The 21,873-nt window shown below is 50.6% G+C and carries 16 protein-coding genes; 7 read left to right on the top strand and 9 right to left on the bottom strand.

Annotated elements, in window-relative coordinates; all coding sequences use genetic code 11:
* Positions 1 to 187: 187 nt before the first annotated feature.
* From EYC82_RS15395 to EYC82_RS15370, 6 genes are all read right to left on the bottom strand, one after another.
* Positions 188 to 868: a type 1 glutamine amidotransferase domain-containing protein gene (locus tag EYC82_RS15395; protein WP_279250433.1), complete on the bottom strand. Its 681-nt coding sequence runs from the start codon at positions 866 to 868 to the stop codon at positions 188 to 190.
* 498 nt (positions 869 to 1,366) lie between these two features.
* Complete coding sequence (locus tag EYC82_RS15390) at positions 1,367 to 1,927, bottom strand: lipocalin family protein (RefSeq protein ID WP_279250432.1); 561 nt, start codon at positions 1,925 to 1,927, stop codon at positions 1,367 to 1,369.
* Positions 1,928 to 2,041: 114 nt separating this feature from the next.
* Entirely contained in the window at positions 2,042 to 3,202 is a 1,161-nt protein-coding gene (locus EYC82_RS15385) for a mechanosensitive ion channel family protein (protein ID WP_279250431.1), read from the bottom strand.
* A gap of 619 nt (positions 3,203 to 3,821) precedes the next feature.
* Positions 3,822 to 4,385, bottom strand: coding sequence for an HdeD family acid-resistance protein (locus EYC82_RS15380; protein WP_279250430.1), 564 nt, complete (start codon positions 4,383 to 4,385; stop codon positions 3,822 to 3,824).
* A 251-nt stretch (positions 4,386 to 4,636) separates the two neighbouring features.
* On the bottom strand, positions 4,637 to 5,158 hold the full coding sequence (locus tag EYC82_RS15375; protein ID WP_279250429.1) for a fasciclin domain-containing protein: 522 nt from the start codon (positions 5,156 to 5,158) through the stop codon (positions 4,637 to 4,639).
* 372 nt (positions 5,159 to 5,530) lie between these two features.
* Positions 5,531 to 6,688, bottom strand: a complete 1,158-nt coding sequence (locus EYC82_RS15370; protein WP_279250428.1) for a saccharopine dehydrogenase family protein — start codon at positions 6,686 to 6,688, stop codon at positions 5,531 to 5,533.
* 296 nt (positions 6,689 to 6,984) lie between these two features.
* On the opposite strand from EYC82_RS15370, the gene EYC82_RS15365 reads away from it, so the two are divergent.
* The 4 genes from EYC82_RS15365 to EYC82_RS15350 all read left to right on the top strand — a co-directional run bounded on the left by EYC82_RS15365 (position 6,985) and on the right by EYC82_RS15350 (position 11,820).
* Positions 6,985 to 7,842 (top strand): SDR family NAD(P)-dependent oxidoreductase, encoded by an 858-nt coding sequence (locus tag EYC82_RS15365; RefSeq protein ID WP_279250427.1) that lies wholly within the window; start codon positions 6,985 to 6,987, stop codon positions 7,840 to 7,842.
* Positions 7,843 to 8,076: 234 nt separating this feature from the next.
* Complete coding sequence (locus tag EYC82_RS15360; RefSeq protein WP_279250426.1) at positions 8,077 to 8,766, top strand: VIT1/CCC1 transporter family protein; 690 nt, start codon at positions 8,077 to 8,079, stop codon at positions 8,764 to 8,766.
* Positions 8,767 to 9,267: 501 nt separating this feature from the next.
* On the top strand, positions 9,268 to 10,416 hold the full coding sequence (locus EYC82_RS15355) for a hypothetical protein (RefSeq protein ID WP_279250425.1): 1,149 nt from the start codon (positions 9,268 to 9,270) through the stop codon (positions 10,414 to 10,416).
* Positions 10,417 to 11,820 (top strand): hypothetical protein, encoded by a 1,404-nt coding sequence (locus EYC82_RS15350; RefSeq protein ID WP_279250424.1) that lies wholly within the window; start codon positions 10,417 to 10,419, stop codon positions 11,818 to 11,820.
* A 618-nt stretch (positions 11,821 to 12,438) separates the two neighbouring features.
* On the opposite strand, the gene EYC82_RS15345 is transcribed toward EYC82_RS15350, so the two are convergent.
* Both EYC82_RS15345 and EYC82_RS15340 read right to left on the bottom strand, forming a co-directional pair.
* Positions 12,439 to 13,503 carry a ligand-gated ion channel gene (locus EYC82_RS15345; RefSeq protein ID WP_279250423.1) on the bottom strand — a complete coding sequence of 355 codons (1,065 nt, stop codon included), beginning with the start codon at positions 13,501 to 13,503 and terminating at the stop codon, positions 12,439 to 12,441.
* A 220-nt stretch (positions 13,504 to 13,723) separates the two neighbouring features.
* Positions 13,724 to 14,197, bottom strand: a complete 474-nt coding sequence (locus EYC82_RS15340; RefSeq protein WP_279250422.1) for a hypothetical protein — start codon at positions 14,195 to 14,197, stop codon at positions 13,724 to 13,726.
* 521 nt (positions 14,198 to 14,718) lie between these two features.
* Between EYC82_RS15340 and EYC82_RS15335 the strand changes: the two genes are divergently transcribed.
* From EYC82_RS15335 to EYC82_RS15325, 3 genes are all read left to right on the top strand, one after another.
* Complete coding sequence (locus EYC82_RS15335) at positions 14,719 to 16,416, top strand: amidohydrolase (RefSeq protein ID WP_279250421.1); 1,698 nt, start codon at positions 14,719 to 14,721, stop codon at positions 16,414 to 16,416.
* Between the two features lie 164 nt (positions 16,417 to 16,580).
* Complete coding sequence (locus tag EYC82_RS15330) at positions 16,581 to 17,936, top strand: hypothetical protein (protein ID WP_279250420.1); 1,356 nt, start codon at positions 16,581 to 16,583, stop codon at positions 17,934 to 17,936.
* Positions 17,937 to 18,302: 366 nt separating this feature from the next.
* On the top strand, positions 18,303 to 19,865 hold the full coding sequence (locus EYC82_RS15325; RefSeq protein WP_279250419.1) for a pyridoxal-dependent decarboxylase: 1,563 nt from the start codon (positions 18,303 to 18,305) through the stop codon (positions 19,863 to 19,865).
* Positions 19,866 to 20,277: 412 nt separating this feature from the next.
* Here the strand turns inward: EYC82_RS15325 and EYC82_RS15320 are convergent, their stop codons facing one another.
* The gene (locus EYC82_RS15320) at positions 20,278 to 21,870 is read right to left on the bottom strand and encodes an FMN-binding glutamate synthase family protein (RefSeq protein WP_279250418.1); all 1,593 of its coding nucleotides are present in this window, start codon (positions 21,868 to 21,870) and stop codon (positions 20,278 to 20,280) included.
* Positions 21,871 to 21,873: the final 3 nt, after the last annotated feature.

The following is a 21,873-nucleotide window of genomic DNA, read 5'->3' as shown; positions in this document are numbered from 1 at the left end:
GGCCGATCAGGCAGAGGTTATCCATACATCATTTGACCCAATATCTACTGCACCAAGCTACTGGGTATGCAGCGACGGGGTGGCTGCCTACAGTTCAACCGCACGCTGGATCTCAATTCGTAAACCGCGCTCACTCTTCTACGGCTCACACTGTACAGCAACCCTGTGATCTCAATGTCAGGCGTTATTAACCTAGTGCTGCAATGACGAGATGAGCCACGGCCTCTGATGAGGCCGGGTTTTGCCCGGTGATGAGATTTCCGTCCTGGCAAGTGTAGGCCTGCCAATCATCAGCTTTCGAATACCTTGCCCCGCGTGCAATCAACGTATCTTCCACCAGATGCGGAACAACATGAGTAAGGCCTACGGTTTCTTCTTCGGAGTTTGTGAAACCCGTAACGTCTCGCCCCTTGACTATATGTTCACCATTGCGCTCTTTCGCGTTGACCAGCGCTATGGGCGCATGGCAAACCGCGGAAACGAGCTTATTGGCCGACCAAAAATCTTCTATCAGCTTGATGGAGGCCGAGTTGTCGGGGAGATCCCAAAGCGGGCCATGCCCTCCTGGATAAAAAATTGCATCAAAGTCGACAGCAGAAAGCGAATCCAGCCTTACTGTAGATGCGAGATCGCTATTCGCCGCGCTATCGGCTTTAAATCGCTGTGTTGCTTGAGTCTGCGCCTCGGGGTCATCGCTCTTGGGATCAAGCGGCGGTCGCCCTCCGAGCGGAGATGCAAGCGTAAGCTCCACCCCTGCGTCCTTGAACACATAGTAAGGTGCTGCGAGCTCCTCCAGCCAAAAACCCGTGGGAAGACCTGTGTCACCAAGCTTGTCATGGGATGTTAGTACTACTAGAATTTTCGGCATATCTTTCAACTCTTTTCTGTATCGTCGTTTATGCGCGTGATGCCGCGCTGGGGTCTAGCCAGCGGGTGCGGCAGACCGCAAAGGAATAGCTACACCGACGCGCTAACAAAGGATGCACCGCCCACCTAACTCCGTTAGCCAGACGCCCGCCTGGTCTCATTCAGTTTACACGCTTGATCGCGGCCCATACAACCAGGTTGACGGCATAGGGCTATCCTGCTGTTGTGAAGGACGCGGCCACCGTCGGTACTGTCTCTTTAACCTTCTCATACATATTGAACGCAATCACACGAGCGACGCGTGGCGCTTCTGCCGTGTTATGTATATCGACGATTACCGGGTGCGCTATCGTGATGCGATACGCTTTCACAGCCTACTGACTTCTCGCAGATCCGAGTAGCCAAAGGCGCCCGCCAAGTGAGCACCGTTCAATTAGATTAGAAATACGCTCGTTGAGTGCGTCTACCTCAATTACATCGGGGCTATATAATGCCGCTATCAACGGCGAAAAGGCGCAGCGCTCGACATCCGCTGCCCTGCCCCGTCTGACAGATCCTGCTGTACAAAGATAATCTCGTCAGTGTCAAAACCAAGCTCCGCAACCGTGTTAATAAACTCCGCCTTTACAGCTTCGGTTACGGATGGTGTTCTCGACAGTAACCATAAATAGTGACGGTTATAGCCGGTTATGAATGCATACTGGTAGTTTTTGTCTAACTTGAAAATGACATACGCGCCATAGAAAGGACCAAAAAACGACACTTTCAAATGGCCTTTACTCTTTTCACCGACAAAATAGGCCTTTCCGACCGCCTCTTTCCACGTATCCCCCTCGACAGAAAATCCCGTATTAATTACCTTCACACTACCATCAGCATTTAGAGAGTAATTCGCTTTTACGTTAGTCAGGCCTTTTTCAAAAGAATGGTCGAGTCGTGCGATTTCGTACCAATCACCCAAATAACGATCAAGATTAAAATCGTCTATCGCGGGAATACCTGCAGGCGTTCCAGAACAAGAGACCAGAAAAACGATAAAAAAAACAACCAAATATTTCATATAGCCTTACCTAAAACGTTTAGTGGCAATCAAAACTATAACCCGGGATATCAGCTGCTATCACTCCACGCTTATTCATAGATACGTGCACCACATCTATCGGGGTCCGCTCATTCACGTGTCGGTACTCTTCTGCGTGTCTTGCAGTTGAGGCGCTTCAATCTCCTTTGGAATATCTAAAGTCATAGTAGAGAAGGCAATCTCAGCACCATGCCGATAAATAATCTGCCCTATGTCCATCATGATTTTGTCTTGAATAGCTTGGAACTTTAGCCAGTTGGTTACTCTTGTAAATGTATACACCTGAAAGTTTAGCGATGAGCTTCCAAAGAATCCTTCCGTCACCGATCCCATGCTGGTGTTCCCGTTAACTACATTAACCAGCGTCAGGCACTTGGAATCTATTTCGGGATGTTCTGCGAGGTAGCTATAAATGTCTTTTTGAATGGCTTCAAACTTATCAAAATCGTCATACCGCAAGCCAATGTATTGCAGTATTCTTCGATTTGACATCCTTGAGGCGTTTACAACCGCCTGCGTGATTAAAAGGTTGTTCGGTACGAAAATCAGTCTTTTATCAAATGTCCTGATGTGAGTCAGTCGCCAACTGATTTTCTCGACGGTTCCCTCCATTTTACCATCGACCGTATAAATCCAGTCTCCTACCGCATAGGGTGCATCCAGATAAATGATGACACCACCAAAAATACTGGAAATAGTGTCCTTGAAGACCAGGGCAATGATTGCCATCCCACCGCCAAAGTAAGCGATACCCTGTCCAACCTGTAATCCGAAAATTCTAGCAACGATAAAGGCTAAAATAACAATCGTGAACGTTTGACCGAGCTTATGCATTTGCTCGATTTTTGCAAAATTATTATATCCACCATCGGTCCGAGTTTTCTTTCTTATAAAATACTTTTTCATGCGTAATAAAAAAGCGTCCATCAAAATAAAAAAAGCAAACGCCAGGCCAAGCTCAACGCCAGGAATTACAAACTGGTTAAAAATATCTGTCAGCTTAAACCAAGTTAGAATCTGCAACGCGCTGAAATAGAACCCAACAATGAGCGTAACCAGTTGCATTGGCTTATTAAGAGACAAATAGAACAACGTCTTAACGCTGGATTCAGGGTGCGCTGCTTTTTCCCAGCGTTGGAAAGATAAACGAATTACAAAGTCGACTGCGGCGGTTAATAATAGAATTGCTGCCACGGTGCCCACTTGCGACAATGATATTTCGTAGCTTTTAAGAAAATTTATTAGTGTGTCCATAACTCATCATTTTCCTTTCTGCACAATAGTATTCGTTCCCTTTGCAGATTTAAGTACTGAACATGGTGTACGCAGTCGAGTGCCGAACGACGACACAATGAGCGACATAAGACTACTATACTTCATAAGGTGATGATCAAGGTATTGACCATCGGCTTTGCTTGACAAGGTACTGCCACCTGATTCCATGTCGTCGAAATAGTCAAATCCAGCGCGCGCGAGCCTGTGTTCTTGAAATCATCACCGAATCCGCCGAGGGCGCCATCCGGGCAGAGACGTAGGTATTGCGTGCCGACAAATATCCGAGCACGATGCTACAGAATACTCAGCGTTTCCTCAGTTTTCAGGGGTGGCAGTAAAAGCACGCACTCGAATCGCTTCACTTTGTGCCATCGTGAGTCGCCATCCGAAGGCAGCTCGCGAGACTCAGCCTGCGACGTCTCCCCTATTTGCCACTTCGGAGCCTCGGCAGGATTTCAGTATTCAGCATCGGGTCATGTGCTCAAACTGCAAACGCAAAGCATTTGTCGTTTTCGAGTGTGGACCACATTTTACCCTGATCGCGACGATAGTCGATCGCGCTGCCTGATAGCTAAGCATCGCTTGCTGTTGCGGCGGTCTATTTCGGTATATAGTTTTTCGCTGCAATCGCAATCATAATCTGCGACCAGCCGGCGAATAACATTTCGATGGCAACAAACAGACCTATCACCCAAAGACCAGACTGCGGCCATTCGTTGATAATCATGACACCCAGCGCCACACTTAATACGCCACCCAAGAGAGTCCAGAGCCACCCGGCAGCGCCCCGCATTTGCCAAGCCATGACCAGGCGTAATGCACCAATCGCAATAAAGACCCAAGCCATCAATAGAGCGAGTGTTATGCCCGCCACTGCCGGCTCAGTCACTGCCACAATACCACCGGCAAGATACACCAGAGCAATGAGAACATGCCAAAGACGCCCCTTCCACGCTTGGGCACGGAAGGCCTGTAACAGCTGTACACCACTGCCAAACAGCAGCAAAAAACCGAAGTACATTACAACTACTTCGCTAAAAAGCGCGGTCATGCCTAGGCCAATCGTGCCAAGAATCACCATAAAGATGCCCAGCGACAGCATCCACCCCCAGTTTTTATGGAGCGCACCAAACACTTCGTCGTTAATCGTTACAGAGCTCATATTCGCAATCCCGCAGAGTGAATGTCGCTAAACTATAACGCAATTAGCGTGCCAGTGGGCGCTTGAACCATCGTTGTTGCCCGCACTCCTTAAGCGCTACTAATACGCAATCCTGGTGATCGCTCCGGATTCACTAATCAGTAGCAATAAACACTTGCACAGCACAGGGGAATTGGTTCTGCGAACGGCTTGCTCGCAGGGACGTGCGGCTGCACTTTAGGTGCAGCCGCGGGTAAAATGTGAGCTGCCACCTACTCGGAGGGAGGCATCATCACCGTATCAATAACGTGAACAACACCGTTGGAAGCCTCGAGATCGGTCGCTACGATGGTGGCGCCGTCAATGGTCGCACCTTCGTCAGTCACGCTGATAGCTGCAATATCGCCTTGCACAGTCGTCACTTCCGTGAGCGTTACCACCTCCGCAGCAGATACGTTGCCGGGGACCACATGGTAAGTAAGAATCGCAATTAGCTGATCTTTATTCTCAGGCAGCAAAAGTGCCTCAACAGTGCCATCCGGGAGCTCGGCGAAAGCTGCATTGGTGGGAGCAAAGACAGTGAAGGGCCCTTCGCTCGAGAGTGTCTCAACCAAGCCAGCCGCCTGGACGGCCGCTACCAGAGTCGAAAAGTCTGCATTGCCTGCTGCTAGCTCCACGATATTCGGCGGGGCCGGTGCGGCTGCTTCCTCGTGGTGCGCCGCGTTCACTATTCCTATACCCGACAGCAAGCTAAAGAGGGCGATTGACGTAAATAACTTCGTAGCAATTCTCATTTTAATGTCCTTTGGGTTATCTGACTCGTCGTGCCACACAATTCGTGTAGTTAGGGTAGTTACGCCCGCTTAACCCACTCGGATTACTGCGTCGTTTTATCTCTGTGTCGCTATCTATCTGCAGCTTCTATCTAGCCGATCGCTCTATCACGCATCTGGGCGGTGCTGGCAGTACTCAACCATGTTTGCGCGCAAATGATAACGTCCGCGTGCGCGCGGCCTAGCGAATAGCAGTGAGTAGCGAGCCTACGGTCGGGCCCGCTATTAATCGGGCCGTAACACGGACGCAGACCCTTTCGTTACTTTTTTACTGCGAGGAGCAAAAAAACGCGTTGTGGCCAGTCCGCTCGCCCCTGCTTTTTCCTACGGAACCTAATCTATGGAGAAGACCATCCCCGCATTAGCGGTTAGCCGCTCAACAAGCGCCATACCCATGGCGGGTGCCGGCGTCAAAATCCCGCCTTTCGTCGACGTGTTCTGCAGCAGGCTGATGGCCGCTTCCGCAATGATTTTTGACGTTGACCCGTAGCCCGGATCCTTGTCACCCGTCACTGTAGCTGTAATGGATTCACCCGAATTTCCCTGAGCAAAAAATGCGACGTTGTAATATCCAGCCTCTCGCTCTTCCTTGCTCGGGCCATCTCCCGGCTGCAAAGACATATCAAACGCCAAATCTTCACCGCCAGCCTGTCCTGCGACCGGCTCCTTGGGCCCGAGTAATTGCATTTCATCATAGACAAAATCATCACCATAGGCGTGCTCCAGAAGCATATTGGATCGATGCACATTCTTGGTGTTGATAGTGGCCATGAAGAACGGGCCGGACCAGTTGCCCAGGTCGTCTTCGTAGATATTCGCATCGCCAGCGGGCTGCCCCGCACCGCTACCGCTTGCCAGTAGGTGCGGATTGGTAAGATTTTCGATCTGCTCCGGGTTCTCCTGCACCGCTGCCATTGTTGCGCCGAAACTCGCCACTGTGCCCCCCGATGCGGAGCCCTGCAGTGACCGCACTCGGCCTTTCACCCGCGGCAGGGTGTGTCCGAATTTTTCCAGTGCCGCGTTTTGTACAAAGAAAACTCCCATTTCAAAGGGAACGGAATCAAAACCACAGGAAAATACGATGCGCGCGCCATTTTTCCTCGCGGTCGCATCGCAGGCGTCGATCATCGCTTTCATCCAGAGGGGCTCACCGCACAAATCCACATAGTCCGTGCCGGAATCAGCACACGCTCTTACGACCTCCGTACCATACAACGTATAGGGCCCGACGGTTGTCAACAAAACCCTGGTGGATGCCACCATGGATTCCAGAGCACCGGTATCGCCGCTATCAGCAACAATGAGCGGCACGCTTTTATCAAAACCCAGCTCATCCCGCACTTTCTCCAGTTTTTCATGGCTGCGTCCCGCCATTGCCCATTTATAATCGCCATTTACACCGTAGGTTTCATTAAGATGTTCACACACGAGCTGGCCGGTGAAGCCGGTTGCCCCGTATACAATGATGTCTAATTCGCGTTCTTTCGTCATAATATTCTCGATTTGGTGGATTTTCTTATCGCTTGTCGGACGTTTCAGAGCCACAGCTTTGGAAGCGAGTAGAACGCGGCAACGCCTGTTTTGCCTTCTTTTTGAACAGACCACGCACTGTCATTATCATCCTAACTGAAACGCGTTAGCTCGCACCCGATTTTTCGGTATCGCGCTGCGTTTACGCACCATACACTTTTGCCGCTGCGTTGATCAAAAACATTAGCAAACTTTTTGATCCATAGCTGTTCTATTCGAGTGGCGCTATAGTGGCGGTTGTTATCTGGGAGAAAACAATGAACGTATTCAAAGGTAAAACTGCCGTTATTAGCGGTGGTGCGGAAGGCATTGGTCTATCCATTGCAAAAGCTCTTGCTCGACAAGGCATGCAACTGGTTTTAGCAGACATTAACGAGGAAAGCCTGGTCGAGGCATCAACCGAACTGCAAGCGCTGGGCGCCTCAGTGCTCACAGCAAAGCTGGATGTCGCTCAGCCGGATCAATGGCAAGCAGTTGCCCAACAAGCTATTGATCGATTTGGTTCTGTACATATGCTCGTCAATAACGCTGGTGTTGGGGGTGAAAGTGGCCCCTTTGAGCAGCAGGGTATTGACGGCTGGCGCTGGGCCGTCGACGTGAACCTTATGGGTGTTGTTTACGGAGGTATGGCAATAGTGCCGCTGATCAAAGCACATGGCGAGGGCGGCTGGATAATAAACGTTGCTTCAATGGCGGGACATTTAGGGCTTCCAATGGGTGGTGCCTATACCGCTACGAAATTCGCAGTCGTCGGGTTGTCGGAAAGTTGGGCAGAAGAGTTTGCTGGGGCAGACATTCATGTCAGCGTGTTATGTCCAGGCTTCGTAAAAACCCGCATTCACGAGTCGCAGCGCAACAGGCCAAAGCGGTATACCTCAGAAAATATGCCAAAAAGTGCCACAGAATCGCAGGAACTACAGATAAAACGGTATGTGGAAAGCGGCATGCCGGTAGAGCTTGTCGGCAACCGAGTGGTGGAGGCCATCGCCGCCAAAGAGCTTTATATTTTCACGCATAGCGAGGGATTTCGAGAGGCTGTGCAAAAACGGTTTTCTGCGATCGATACAGCCTTCGCAGGCGTTTCGAGTAGTCAATGCCTGTCGGAAACGCCTTAAAAACTTTTCATATGCAGTGGTTCCAAAGGCTTTGAAACGCACACTCATTAAGAAGCGATACGCGGAGAGCACAAACGGGGTTTGGTCGCGACCAATGATCGACGAAGATTTCGACGGCGTATCCAATTTGAATGCACTGGTTTTTTCGCGGGCTTTTAACTTTGTGCCACAAGAACAGTTTTTGGATGAGCGTGCTGACATACCAGAGCGCAGAGGTGCCAGCAGAGAGCTTATATGAGTCATCCTGAAGAGCATAGGTCGCATCGTGTCGGGTGGTTACGGGCTGCGGTACTGGGCGCCAACGACGGTATCGTTTCGACTGCAAGTCTGATTATCGGCGTCGCATCAGCCGGTGCCTCTCACGACAGTATCTTGCTATCTGGCGTTGCCGGTCTGGTGGCCGGAACCATGTCTATGGCTGCCGGCGAATATGTCTCTGTGAGCTCACAGTCGGATACGGAGAAGGCCGACCTGGCTATGGAACAACGTGCACTGGAACAGAATACAGAGGTGGAGACAGAAGAACTGGCTATCATCTACGAAAGCCGCGGACTTGAACCTGCACTCGCACGACAGGTCGCTGAGGGGCTGATGGCGCATGATGCACTGGCAGCTCATGCTAGAGATGAAATTGGCATATCTAAATCTGTCCGAGCACAGCCCTTACAGGCGGCGTTTTCATCGGCGGCCACCTTTATCGTCGGCGCCGCTATGCCGTTAATCGTAGCTTGGTATATATCAGGGCCATACACTATCGTTTCTGTCGCGATTGCATCACTTCTTTTCCTGGCGGCACTGGGTGGAGTCGCTGCCCGAGCGGGCGGCGCCGCGATTCTGACCGGCGCAGCTCGGGTTACCTTTTGGGGTACCCTTGCAATGGCGCTTACTGCAGGCGTGGGCACGCTCTTTAATGTGATAGCGTAACGGAAAACCACGTAAGCTACACCACAGCAAGATTAACATGCGAATTTTCTTCGCAAAAGAAAGTGGATACGCCAAGCTACTTCATCAGGAATGCCGATCATATTTTTCGCTAAAATATACGCTCACAATTAGCCTGGTCGTATTTCGGCCGCGTCAATCCTCTTCCCAGTACTAACTTGTGCAACTGTAAACAGCACGACAAACGCCGTGTTTGAACGGTCTTCTAGTCAGCATGCGATCTATCACCCTCGCACCGTTATAGTATTTTCAACCCACAGCGATATTTTTCAAACGTTCTCACTCCCGCAAGTCAAAATGAGTCGCCGGTAGGATATCCACGAGCGGTTAGATACGCTGTGAAATGATAAGTTATATCCGATCCGGATCTTTTATCTCCGCTAGCGACAATTCAGCCTTTACTCGCAGCCCCAGCCAACTGTATCCTCGTTTTCGTGAGAATTTTTTGTGTTTTCGCTAAGCTGCGATCGCGGAGCGACGTCAATGCCAAAAATGATATCAGTCAGATCAGCCCGGCTTTACTTGAACCAACTGCTTGTTGCTGTATTTATTTCTGCAATACATGTGACTCTTGCTGAGGCAGACAGTGAGTGGCCCACTGGGAAATTTACTCTTGAACAAGGTACCGTTGTTGCAGATAGCGATGTATCGACTTTACTCGCCGATTCGAGCGGGGTTGTCGCGTTTATCTTACCCACCAGCGGGGAGTTACTCCAAACTAATCCTTACATCACCCTGACGCTGGATGGGCAAATGCCGCAGCGTGTTATAATTTACTGGCGCGCGCAAGATGCTGGAACTGAGTTATCACAGATAGAGGTTGCTCCTCCCGTAGCTGGCAGTACTACATACAGCTTGAGCGATGTCCCTGGATGGCAAGGCGCAGTCGGCACGCTAGGGATTGCTCTGCGAGGAGAGCCGCATCAGCGGTTTAATATCAGCAAGGTGTCTCTGTGGAGTCCCTCCTGGCTCGATACGCTCACGGAGTACTTTCATAACTGGAAAGGACACCGTGGATGGCTGGCTTCTGACATCAATTTGATTACTGGCACTCGCGCGTTTGGCCAGACTCCCCACATGGTGCCGTATTCTGTCGGGTTGGTCGCGATTACACTGGCTGTATTAGCAGTTGCTCACCTACTATGGCGCCGTGCTCACCTATTGCATTGGAAAAGTCTTGGTTTCATCGTCCTCTGTGTATGGATAATTTCGGATTCATTTTGGCATGGTCGACTATGGCAACAGGCTTTCGAGACTTGGAGCATCTTTGGAGGAAAAACAGCCCACGAGAAACTACAAGCCTCCGACGATGCCCCTATTGTTGCGCTGACGCAAAATGCGCGGCAACGTATTTCACGATTAAACGCTCGAATATTCATAGCAAGTTCTTCCGATACCGTCGGTATGCTAACGGCGTACTACATGTCCCCACTTAATACCTTTTGGCACAGAGGAGGACCCGAGCTGCCCAGCGGAGACGTTTTTATCGATGGCGATTACATCTTAATGGCTCAGCCCTCAGAGGTAGAATACGACAATGAGTCGGGTATTGTGCGCCGGCCTGGAAACGCCGGACTGAAAGTACGCGAAGAATACCGCAGTGACGATGGCGTGCTGCTGAGGGTGATGTAGATGTATGGATTACAGCTGCTGCTGGCACTAGCCCTCACTTTCTTTCCGATGTGGGTCTGGCTTGACCGACTTGTCCCCGTGGGGACCCAATCCCGATATCTATTAGTCAGCGGCTACGCTCTTTTGCTGGGTATGATAGGGGTCACATTGATGATGCGGTTGCTCAGTTTTCTGGGCATACCTTTTTCGTTGACCAGTATTGCTTCGGTTGCCAGCTTTATTTTTCTTTCCGGGATTATAGCGCCACGAAAGTGGCGGACATCGGATGTCGTGACGTTATCGGATCGGTGCATATCCGAGCAACTTACATGGGCACAGCGAATATTAATCGGTATCTGTCTCGCCCTCATTTTTAGTAGGCTTATAGCGCTCGGAATTGAGGTAGGTACGCGACCACAATTTTCATGGGACGGTAAACAACACTGGACGAAGCAAGCGAAAGTTTTTTTCGAACTCGGTAAAGTTGCCACCTACGTGCCATTGGATCAATGGTTAGCACTGAGCACACAAGATGTATACACCAACATGCACCCCGATTACCCGATTACTACTCCACTGTTGCAGGCCTGGACCAACGTAGCTCTTGGTGAATGGCACGATAGCCTAATGAATCTACCCTGGCTGATGACCTGGATTTCAATCGGGCTAATATTTTATGCGCAAGCGAGAAATGCAGGCATAGATAGTGTCATTTCTGCGGCAGGTGCCTACGTTGTGCTGTCACTCCCCTTCCTGAATACACATGTAGCGCTGGCGGGATACGCGGATCTTTTATTGGCCCTGTGCTTCCTGGCCTCTGTTTGCGCGTTTTACAACTGGAGCCAGCGCAGGCAGTACTGGCAGGCGACTCTTTTACTGCTGTGCTCTTTCTCGGGTCTGCTGATCAAAAACGAAGGCTTCTTCTGGCTTTTGGCCCTCTTGCCTGGGGTAATTCTGGTGATCTGCGGAATCAGGTTCGGTATTTGGGCCGTCGCGGCGGCGGCGCTCGCCTTGTTTATAGCGGTTGCCCTGATGCCTGACCTCTGGGTTATAGCTGGACACAGCTTGGAAGAACTTTCTTTGCGCTATCGACCAGCAGGCTTGTCCGCCCTTTACCATAGTTTTTTACTGCACGATAACTGGCATTTTTTGACCTATCTTTTTATCGCGGCTCTTTTTCTTCTGCTTTGGCACTCCCGCAGACTAAGCCCTTCCCTTGCACCAGTAGCCTCTGTTCTGGTATCCGCGTTTGCCCTGTATTTTTTCCTCTATTTATTTACCCGATACTCGTTCGGCGCCGTGCGTTTCAGCTCACTCAACAGAGTGGCTTTGCAATTGATGCCTGCAGCGGCGTTTTTTACTTTACTGGTATACGCAAAATTGCTACCGGACGCGCAAAAAAATCACAACGAACCGAATGACTAAACTGAATGATTGTGTTGGCAGGAGCGTCCGCTCAGATGTAACCAGACTTTTCGGCCGACAGTCGCACACCTAGCAGCAAACCAGTTACAGTGGCAAGACTGCAGAATAATGGACTAGTGCAGAAAAACCTCTTATCAACTGCTCGTCAATCGCCAATACCCTACTCATTGATTTCGCCTTGACCGGGATTGCACATAATAAAGACGTTGCCACGGTAGTTACCGGCGCCATCGTCGTCAAAGTCCTCGGCTACCGTTTAATTGGCAATAAATAGTTGTCGTCAGCGTCAGAGCATTCATTACTCTGCTTGCCCGTATCACAGGGGACGTCGTCACCATGAACAGCAACACCGGTATTGAGTCGGCAAATATGGCGGGGGGGGTAAGCCAGTTATCGCCTCCCTTTACCCGACAGCACACATGCCGGGTAAGCGACGGATTGAAGGGCCCCATCGCTATCAATGACAACCCTGGCACATCGCTTTGTCAGGAACTAGCAAAACTCTACTCCGGCTCTCCGCTTGTATCCTTACCGCTACAGTCCAGAACAGGTTTAGCCTCCTTTCCTCTAAGTAAGCGCCGAGCCGATTCAAATAACTAATCCCACATAATCAGAAAACTATCCCGCTAAATAAACGCTCCCTCCAACGATCAGAACCGAAGACACATAAACCATCGGAAATAAATAGCGAGAGCGTTTATCCAGTCTATCGCCCTCCGAGACCAAACCTCGATTATCCAGCACCCAAACACGCAAATTTATGGCAACGCTGGCGCACATCGTAACGAAACTTATAATCATGAATACACCCAATACCGTTACATAAGATATCTTGGGCAATGTTCCGCTGAACATAATCTGATATGCAACTACAGTAAGAATACCCAAAAAAGTAATGTCCATGCGATCACCCACTGAGGATCGATCCATCCAGAATACCGACCAGGACAATAAGACAAAGATTGCGACTGGCAGCCCCACCAGTCTGAGCGTGTACCAGGGATTACGCTCAACATCGAGTTGGATTTTAAAGGCATTTACTTGCGCTTTTCGTCCATCTACATAACTGGACTGGTACTCAACAATCGAGTTGGACAACCGCGGCAATCGCCACTGGGGTATTTTGACCTCGTGCTGACTACTCTGCCATATCCCGCTGCTAGCTGGGTCCGCCCGCAAAACCACTTGTCCACTCTCAAATCCGAGCACTTCAAAAATGGCGGAAAGCTCCTGTCGGTCAAATGGGTACCGCGATAAATTAAAACGTGACTTTGCCACTGCTTCAATTTCTTCGGTGTAGTAAACGTCACCGTCCGAGGTTACACGCAGTACGATACCCTGCTGGTCGAATCCTCCAGATTCATTAGTTAAAATGACCTGGGGCCACCATCCGGAGAACACCTCGTTGAACTGGAAATAGCCTTGATAGTAGAGGTCATCATAACCCGTCACCGACGGGTCAAACGACAATCTTGAGTCTCTCCAGTGCATACTGAGAACCCCCTCAAAATGAAAGGTTTCACTTTCTTCGCTGATGAAATTCACATTACTGAGAAAAAATCCGATATCGACAACGACAGGGCCATCTTCATCAGGCGGACCAAACGCACTATTTTTTGAGTACGCGGTAGCACAGAGTGAAAAAAATAGAAGTAGCAGGGCGCTGCGGGCTATGAATAACATTATTGCTGGAACTCCTTACGCTCAACCACTTGATGCACGCGAAGATTACTCATAACGGCACTTTCTGGCCAGCTCTTTACACTAACATGCGGTCCAGAAAGTGATCTGCCTACTTTAAGTTGGACTCACATTCGACAGGAAAAATACGCTCGCGCATAAGTCTTTACTTGGATTAACCGGAGATTTTCTGACAGCAGGACGCTTACGTGTTTTGCACTCGCTATTTTAGTACGCGCAAGAAGATTGCGTTTCCAACTCCAGCACTATTCATAACGAGTTTATTTTGATGAAAAGACACGATATTACTCGCTGTTGCCAAGTTCAGTGGCTGCACATTTTCTGCCCCTTCAATGACCAGCTTGATGACACTACCGTCGAGCTCCCAGCGACCATCGATTGACCCAGCGACACCCTGGCCCAGCGTCGTGTTGATAAACCCCGTCTGATCTGTCCGAGCAGTGAATCCGCCATCTGCATCAAAGCGGATCGTTTCTACCTGTCCCTCAACCGTGCCCTCCCATGACCCCAGCAATTCGGTTGCATATTGGGGTTCGAGCACCACTGCACCCTCCTGCTCGCAGGCCACAAGTCCTACCGTAAGCACTAACAACACGACTCGCAAAAGTCGCGCCTTCCGCAGGTGCAGGCGCCCCAGAAGACACCCTGAGTATAACGTTCTATTAGTTACTGCCATGTTCTACCCCGTGATCAGCTTAGAGCTTAGCACAGTCTTGTCAGGTCATCTCGACCGCGATCGCAAGTAAACTGACCTGCGCCCTTCACGTTGGCAGGCAATAGTCTTGCTTCCACGCTGCTGGCATTCAAAGCAACGAACGCGTTGTACGACCACTGGCTTGCGTCAAAACCAGACATCATACGGTGTTAGACGAGCGAATTTTTCCTATATCGCTAAATGAAAAAGACAGGCTAGGGGCCGGGGATGCGGAAATAGCTATTGATCGGATAGCAATGCCGTCTATATTTGGCCTTCGGTCAGATTAAGTGCGGTCAGAGTCCTAACAGTAGAGTACTCACCTCCGCTATTTTTTGTATACTCTGCTCTGCATCAGTCCATTCTCTCTAATTCAGCCACGCTGAATATAGCAAACATACACGGGGCATAAGCGAGTGTTAACCACTTTCAGAAAACGTTCTTTCTCGTCAATCTTATTTTTTGTTTTGCTTATCAATGGCTGTGGTGACGCTGCTGAAATTGTGCAAAGCGTAGATCAAAGCGGCAGTGCCTCATCTCTGATCACCGTTTTTACGGCTAAAGAAATAGTCACTCTTGATCCAGAAAAGCCTCTTGCGTATGCCGTTGCGGTACAAGACGATCGTATTGTCGCTACAGGGTCACTAGCAGAAGTGAAGGCCGCATTGGGCGATATACCATTTGCAGTAGACCCTGTCTTTCAGAATAACGTTATCGTGCCCGGTTTTATCGCGCAGCACGATCATCCTCTGCTCGCAGGCATCACGATGAACTCCGAGATTATTGCGATCGAAGACTGGGTTCTACCCAACAAGACATTTCCCGCTGCCAATAATCACGCCGACTACCTTCGGCGGCTTAAGTCGGCTGAATCCAATATGACAGATCCCAGCGAGTTGCTCCTCAGCTGGGGTTATCATCAGTATTTCCACGGGCCACTTAAGCAGTCTGAGTTAGATGAAATCAGCGCGACACGCCCCATTATAATCTGGCATCGGTCGGCGCACGAATTCTATCTGAATAGCGCCGCCGAAAAGCGATTTGGCGTTAATGCCGAGTGGTACGCGACGCTGAGCGACAGCGCAAAAGCACAATCAGATTTCGAAAATGGGCATTACTGGGAACAAGGCTGGTTCGCAGTTGGCCCTCTTCTTATGGGTGAGATGTTTAATCCTGCTCGCATTGAATCGGCGATGGAATTTGTACAGACCTATTTTCATACCAATGGCGTTACGACTGGCGCAGAACCGGGTGGCTTGCTATCGAAACCAATACAAGCTGCGCAGAATGCTGTGCTGGGACAGGCTGACAGTCCCTTTCGTTTTTACTTTATCGCAGACGGCAAGTCGATCACCGCCGCCTACAAAGATGACCAGGTGATTGGGCAGACGGAAAAGCTGCTCGATTGGGGCACGGGAATGACAGCTTTCCTCCCAGATCAGGTAAAACTATTTGCGGACGGGGCGATCTACTCGCAAGCCATGCAACTGAAGGAGCCCTATAGCGATGGCCATTCCGGAGAATGGATGATGGACCTCGATTTCTTCACCCGCTCGTTTCGCATTTACTGGGATGCAGGTTATCAAATACATGTTCATGTGAACGGAGATGCAGGTCTTGAAATGGTGCTTGATACGTTACAGGAAAACCTTGAACGGAATCCCCGCAGAGACCATCGCACTGTGATAGTGCATTTTGCTGTTTCACAGAAAAATCAGGTGGAACGAATAAAACGTCTGGGAGCAATTGTTAGTGTCAATCCGTATTATCCTGTTGCACTGGCTGACAATTACAGAACCAATGGCTTGGAGCCCGAGCGTGCTGACTCTATGGTAAGACTGGGTGATGTGGAAAGGGCGAAAATACCGTATTCACTCCACTCCGATATGCCCATGGCACCAGGCCAACCACTGTTTCTGATGTGGGCGGCAGTAAATCGGATAACCAATGAGGGCAACCTGCGAGCGCCTGAGCAGCGCATCAGTCGACAAGGTGCGTTAAGAGCAGTGACGATTGAAGCTGCATATTCACTGCAATTAGAAAAAGAGATGGGGAGCATCGAATCCGGTAAGTTAGCTAATTTTACGATTCTGTCGGATAACCCGATTACAGTCGACCCGATGGACATCAAGAATATCGCGATCTGGGGCACAGTGCTGGAGGGACGCTTGCAACCCGTACAGGCGCGTTCCCAGAACTGATCCGCACGCCCAAGTTGCCATGTCCACAATTGATGCCTCGTTTTCGCTTAATATGAGAGGCTCACAGTCTACCGGGTCTCAAAATGAAAAAATCGTACGTGCCCTGACAGCTTTTAATGCTATCTTTCTTTATGTTTTGATTTATTTCACCTCTGGAGCTGACAATGAAAAACCTCAAGTCGAGGGCGTTTAACTTCACGGCTTTTTCCATCGCTGTTTGTCTAATAGCGGGTTGCAGTGACAGCGATAATACCGGTCCTTCTGGCGCTGCTGGAGAGGTTGGAAACGGCGATTTTGTTCAAATTAAAGACTGCTCGATATCGCAGTCACAGGTTTTGTCGCCAGCCTTACAGACAGAGGTTCCCAATGGTACACAGGCAGATCTATGTGACTTCAATGTTATGGCTTGGGAATCCTTCCTGTATTTGACGGGGCCAGTATCAGAAGGCAATAACAAACGAATTTTTGAAGTTACGGACAATTATCCAATTTATCTCGGACAGGAGGCAGATAGCTGCGCGCCACAGTCAAATAGCGCTGTCCTAAATCTGTTTACCAATGCGACGACCGGCCCGGGGGGGCCACAGGCTGGCACGAATGTCGAAGTTTACTCGGTTGGGCCCGAAGGCACGACTGAAGGTGATATCGTACTTTACAATATTCGATTCAGCCGCAACGTATGTGGTAACACAGCCGCTGGTGCAACTTTGCCTGACAATCTCGTTGAGATTAAAACGGCTTGGAGATATATGACGCCTGAGACAAACGCGGCGGATTATTACTCTATTGATGTTACCTTAACCACTGGCGCGAAAAGGAAATTAGGTTTAATTGGTTTTCACCTAGCGCAAACAACACCTCTGCACCCTGAAATGATCTGGACGACCTGGGAGCACGTTGCCAATGCACCCGACTGCGTTCCCTCTGACTTATCGCCAAAGCGGCCCGCTGATGGTTGGACCATGATGACAAACGCCTGTGCCGAGTGTATTGGTTCAGACACTGATTTAGACTGCACGGCGCAGTGTACTAATTCTGAAGATGTTTATATTAATCAAGGAAGAACAGACCTAACCGGCAGCCCACCCTATTTGGCCGACTCTACCAATGTATGTCGAGTATTTCCTCAGGGCACCCGAGACGGGGACAATCAGGCTCAGCAGAATCGCGCCAATATTCGCGCTCTCAATGAACAAATTATCGGTGACAACGGCTATCTTGCTCAGCTAGATGCGTCGGATCCTCAGACGGTTTGGCGAAACTACCAGATGGTGGGCGGAATCTGGTTTAACAATGACGGCACTCTGGAGCCCGATGAGCAACGTGGGTCTATAGGGTTGGCTAATAGCGTCATGGAAACAACATTTCAGGGTACCTTCACGCCGGGCGTGGACGGGACTACTAGCTCGGCTGGTAACCTGAATTGCTTTGTTTGTCACAATTCGAGCACGGGTTATCCCGCGCAACAATCTGTGCCTAACCTGAGTCATATTGCCCCGTATGTTAACGGACCGAAGTAATTTTTGCACCGTGACTGCGCACTGAGATCGCGGCATCCATTCGTTCGATCATTATCCGTCTGCGCTTCCGGCCCGGGCCGTGCGAGCTGAACTAGACCTCAGCCGTGCATTGGGGTGTTGATTTTGACAGGCAAGGAAACTTCGAGTCTTACTCGACATAGCGCCATGGAAAAGTAGGGCGAACTTTTTATGGCGGACACCGGGCGAGTCTGGCAGTCTGTCCCATACATCATCCGTTCAGCACTTCTAGTGCTGCGCGATGCACGAAATCTGCTATGGATAGAACGCATTCGAAAAAATTTACGTCCGCCCACCCCAGAGATTTATCCTATACTTCACCCAGATACCGAAAGAGGGAACACTTCAATGAGTCATTCAGAAATCGACGACCTCAAGCAGGAGATCGTTTCTCTCCGCAGCGAGCTTCAACGCGCACGACAGCAATCAGACTCGAGCTACTACTTCTCAGCCGAGGCCAAACAAGACCTGACTAGAGAGACCCATTTGCCAGATACAGGCCTGCCGGCCAAAACGGTCAAGACGATTATTGAGAACGCCCACGCGCTCGACTTCGACCAGAAGCTCAATACGTCCTCTTACGTCAACGTGAGCTTCGAGCCAGAGGAAGAGGAAGTGGCACTCATGGGCCTCTCGGTCAATCTTGCAGACCAAACGGTCTATCCGAAATCGTATGCCATGCACGATTCTGTTGTGAATATGATCGCAGATATGTGGCATTGCCCGCGACCTGACGACTTCGAGGAGTACGGCGTCTACCCTGGCGCGGGAACTGTCGGCTCCACCGAGGCTTGCCTGTTGGCGGGTCTCGCCCTCAAGTTTCGCTGGCGGGCGTGGTACAAAAAACGCCACGGGCTGAGCGACGACGTGGTGCGCGCGATGCGTCCCAACGTGGTCATCTCCACTTGCTATCAGGCGGCGTGGGAGAAGCTTTTCAAGTATCTCGACATCGAGCCACGTCTTGTACAGCCATCGAGCCACACGTTTAAGATCGACCCAGACGGGGTCCGCGAGTCCATCGATGAAAAAACTATGGCTGTGGTCTGCATTATGGGGAACCACTATGGAGGTCAGTACGATCCAGTGTGGGACGTTGACAAGGTAATCGGTGAGCTGAACGAAGCCAACGATTGGCAGGTTGGCATTCACGTGGATGCCGCCTCCGGCGGATTCATCGCCCCCTTCCAGAAAGATCTACCCGACTGGGACTTCCGCCTCCCCAACGTACTCTCGATTTCCTCGAGTGGACACAAGTACGGCGAATCATGCTGTGGCACCGGATGGGTCGTTTGGCGGGAGCGTGAGGACCTCAGCGAACACGTGGCGATCTCTGTGACCTATCTTGGCGGCAAGGCTGACTCCTACACCCTCAACTTTTCCCGACCGGCCAGTGGTGTTTACGTTCAGTTTTACAAGCTGCTGCGTTTTGGTCTCGCTGGCTACCGCCAGTCCGAGGAAAACATGATGCAAAATGCCGACTTCCTGAGGACTGAACTAAGCGCCATGCGCTACGAGGACAAGCCTCGGTTCGTTCTACTCGACGATGGCAATAAGCACTGTCTTCCGGTAGTAACCGCAATGCTTAATCCGGATGCTGGTTTCACCTATGACGACATCGATCTACAACATGTACTGTCGCAGCACCACTGGTATGTCAGCGGCTATAAAATGAACTACCAGCACCCCATCACCGAAGAGACACTGTCGCTTTTCCATGACAAAAAGACCGACCAAACCATGTTTCGTATCGTGGTTAAGGGAAACCTTACGCGCACCATGGCCAAAGATCTGATGGAGTCGTTCTGCGCCGCGTTGGAATTTCTGGACGCCGTGGACTTCTCAAGCCTACACGGGGTGACTACGAAGAAGATGCGCCACAAAGACCAGCGCGTCGTCACCAACCACTGCTAGCGAGGCGCGAGCGCATTGCGACACTGCCCCAGCTCCGGGGCAGATAAATCACGCAGATGGTGCAGCATCCATCGGGTGCGCACCTACACGTGCAGCTAAAAACAGCGGGTATCAAAGTGGGCTAAACAACCTCGAGGGAGACGTACGGACATTATCGATAGCGTCGCTGCATGAGCCAACATAAGCACTCGCTAATCATTTACTGCTATGGATTGCGAGAATACGGAGATCAAAGCTAGCTCTGTGCGATGCGCAGGCTGCCACTTATTTCACGCACATGACAACCGCTCACGTGCGCCAGAGCACAGCCGTTTATGCGCTTCCTCACAGCCCACCGCATGACTGGCGACTACCGACCACCCCAGCATGCTCCCTGCGCTTTGCGACGGCAGAGAGAACCGTCTTGACCGCACTAAAGCTGCGGCATGAAGGTGTCTGCGCTGGCCAGCTTCCAATCTCTTACATAGTCTGCCGGCAGGCTATCTCCGAGCAATGCATTCTCTTCGACCATCACATAGATATCATCGAAGCTGCGGTTGGTTTCTTCAGCACCCCGGCGCCAAATCAAGTGCGGAAACAGTAAGTCAGGATCGCTTAAGCCCATGGCGCCTATCATTTCAAAGGCTGAGTTAAGCGTATGTCGCTGGAAGTTCGCTACCCGCTTATAGCGTTGTTCCACATCCAGCGCCTTGCCTCGCTTCGGGTCCTGCGTTGCGATTCCCGTGGGACATTTATTCGTATTACAGGCCTGCGATTGAATACAGCCCAGCGACAGCATCATCGTACGTGCCGCTGCGACCAGGTCCGCACCGATAGCCAGCTTTGTAACGATATCAAAACCCGTAGCAGTTTTACCGGACGCGATGATTTTGATTTTGTCACGAAGTCCTGTTCCAACCAGGCAGTTATGCACAAAGTTGACACCTTCGAGACAAGGCAACCCGAAGCGATTGCTGTATTCCACCGGTGCAGCGCCCGTGCCGCCCTCGGCACCGTCGACCGTAATAAAGTCCGGTCTTGTTCCTGTCTCAAGCATTGCTTTGCAGATCGCCATGAACTCATACTTTCGGCCGATACACAGCTTAAACCCGACCGGCCGCCCATCGCTCAATTGGCGCAGTTCATCGACAAACCTCAACAGACCTTTGGGGTCACTGTACGCCGTATGTCCTGGAGGAGAAAGCACATCTTTGCCGACGTCCACCAAGCGAATTTTTGCGATCTCTTCAGTAACTTTCGCGGCGGGTAGCACGCCACCATGCGAGGGCTTGGCTCCCTGTGATATTTTAATCTCGATCATTTTTACTTCGTCGGTGAGCGCATTTTTGAATGCCTGCGGATCAAAATTTCCCTCAGCAGTCCTGCAGCCAAAATAGCCCGTGCCAATTTGCCAGACGATGTCGCCACCTTGCTTATGGTGAGGACTAAAGCCGCCCTCTCCCGTATTATGATAAAAGTCTTCTAGCTTGGCGCCCTTGTTTATCGCGGCAACGGCATTGGCGCTCAACGCACCAAAACTCATGGCAGAGCAATTGAGGCGCGCTGCACTATAGGGCCGCGTGCATTCGTCACCGCCGATCATTACGCGTTTGTGCTCTTCCTTTACTCGGGTCGGGGCGATGGAGTGAGCCGCGCCAAGCCAACCCGTTTCAGTGATATCGTGTGCCGTTCCAAACGGTTGTGTATCGTCGAGATTTTGAGCCCGCCGGTATACCAAATCGCGTTGTTCGCGGCTGAAAGGAAGCTCATCGGTATCGCTGGCAACAAAGTATTGGTGGATTTCAGGGCGAATAAACTCCAACCCATAACGCACATAAGCCGCGACAGGATAGAGCCTGTTCAGGGTGTGGCGACTGAAAAAAACGTCGTAGAGACCGACCGCAACGTAGAGCCCGATAAGCGCTGAGAGATAGTACCCTGCTGGCCAGTAGTGGTAGGACAGGAACAGCATCACGGGCAATACGACTAAAGCGCTTATCCATAATACTTTTTGCATCAGTGTCATAGT

Source organism: Candidatus Marimicrobium litorale (genome assembly GCF_026262645.1).
GTDB classification, from domain to species: Bacteria; Pseudomonadota; Gammaproteobacteria; order Pseudomonadales; family Halieaceae; genus Marimicrobium; species Marimicrobium litorale.
Note: the sequence above shows the minus strand (reverse complement) of the source record. Positions and strands in the feature narration are given on the sequence as shown.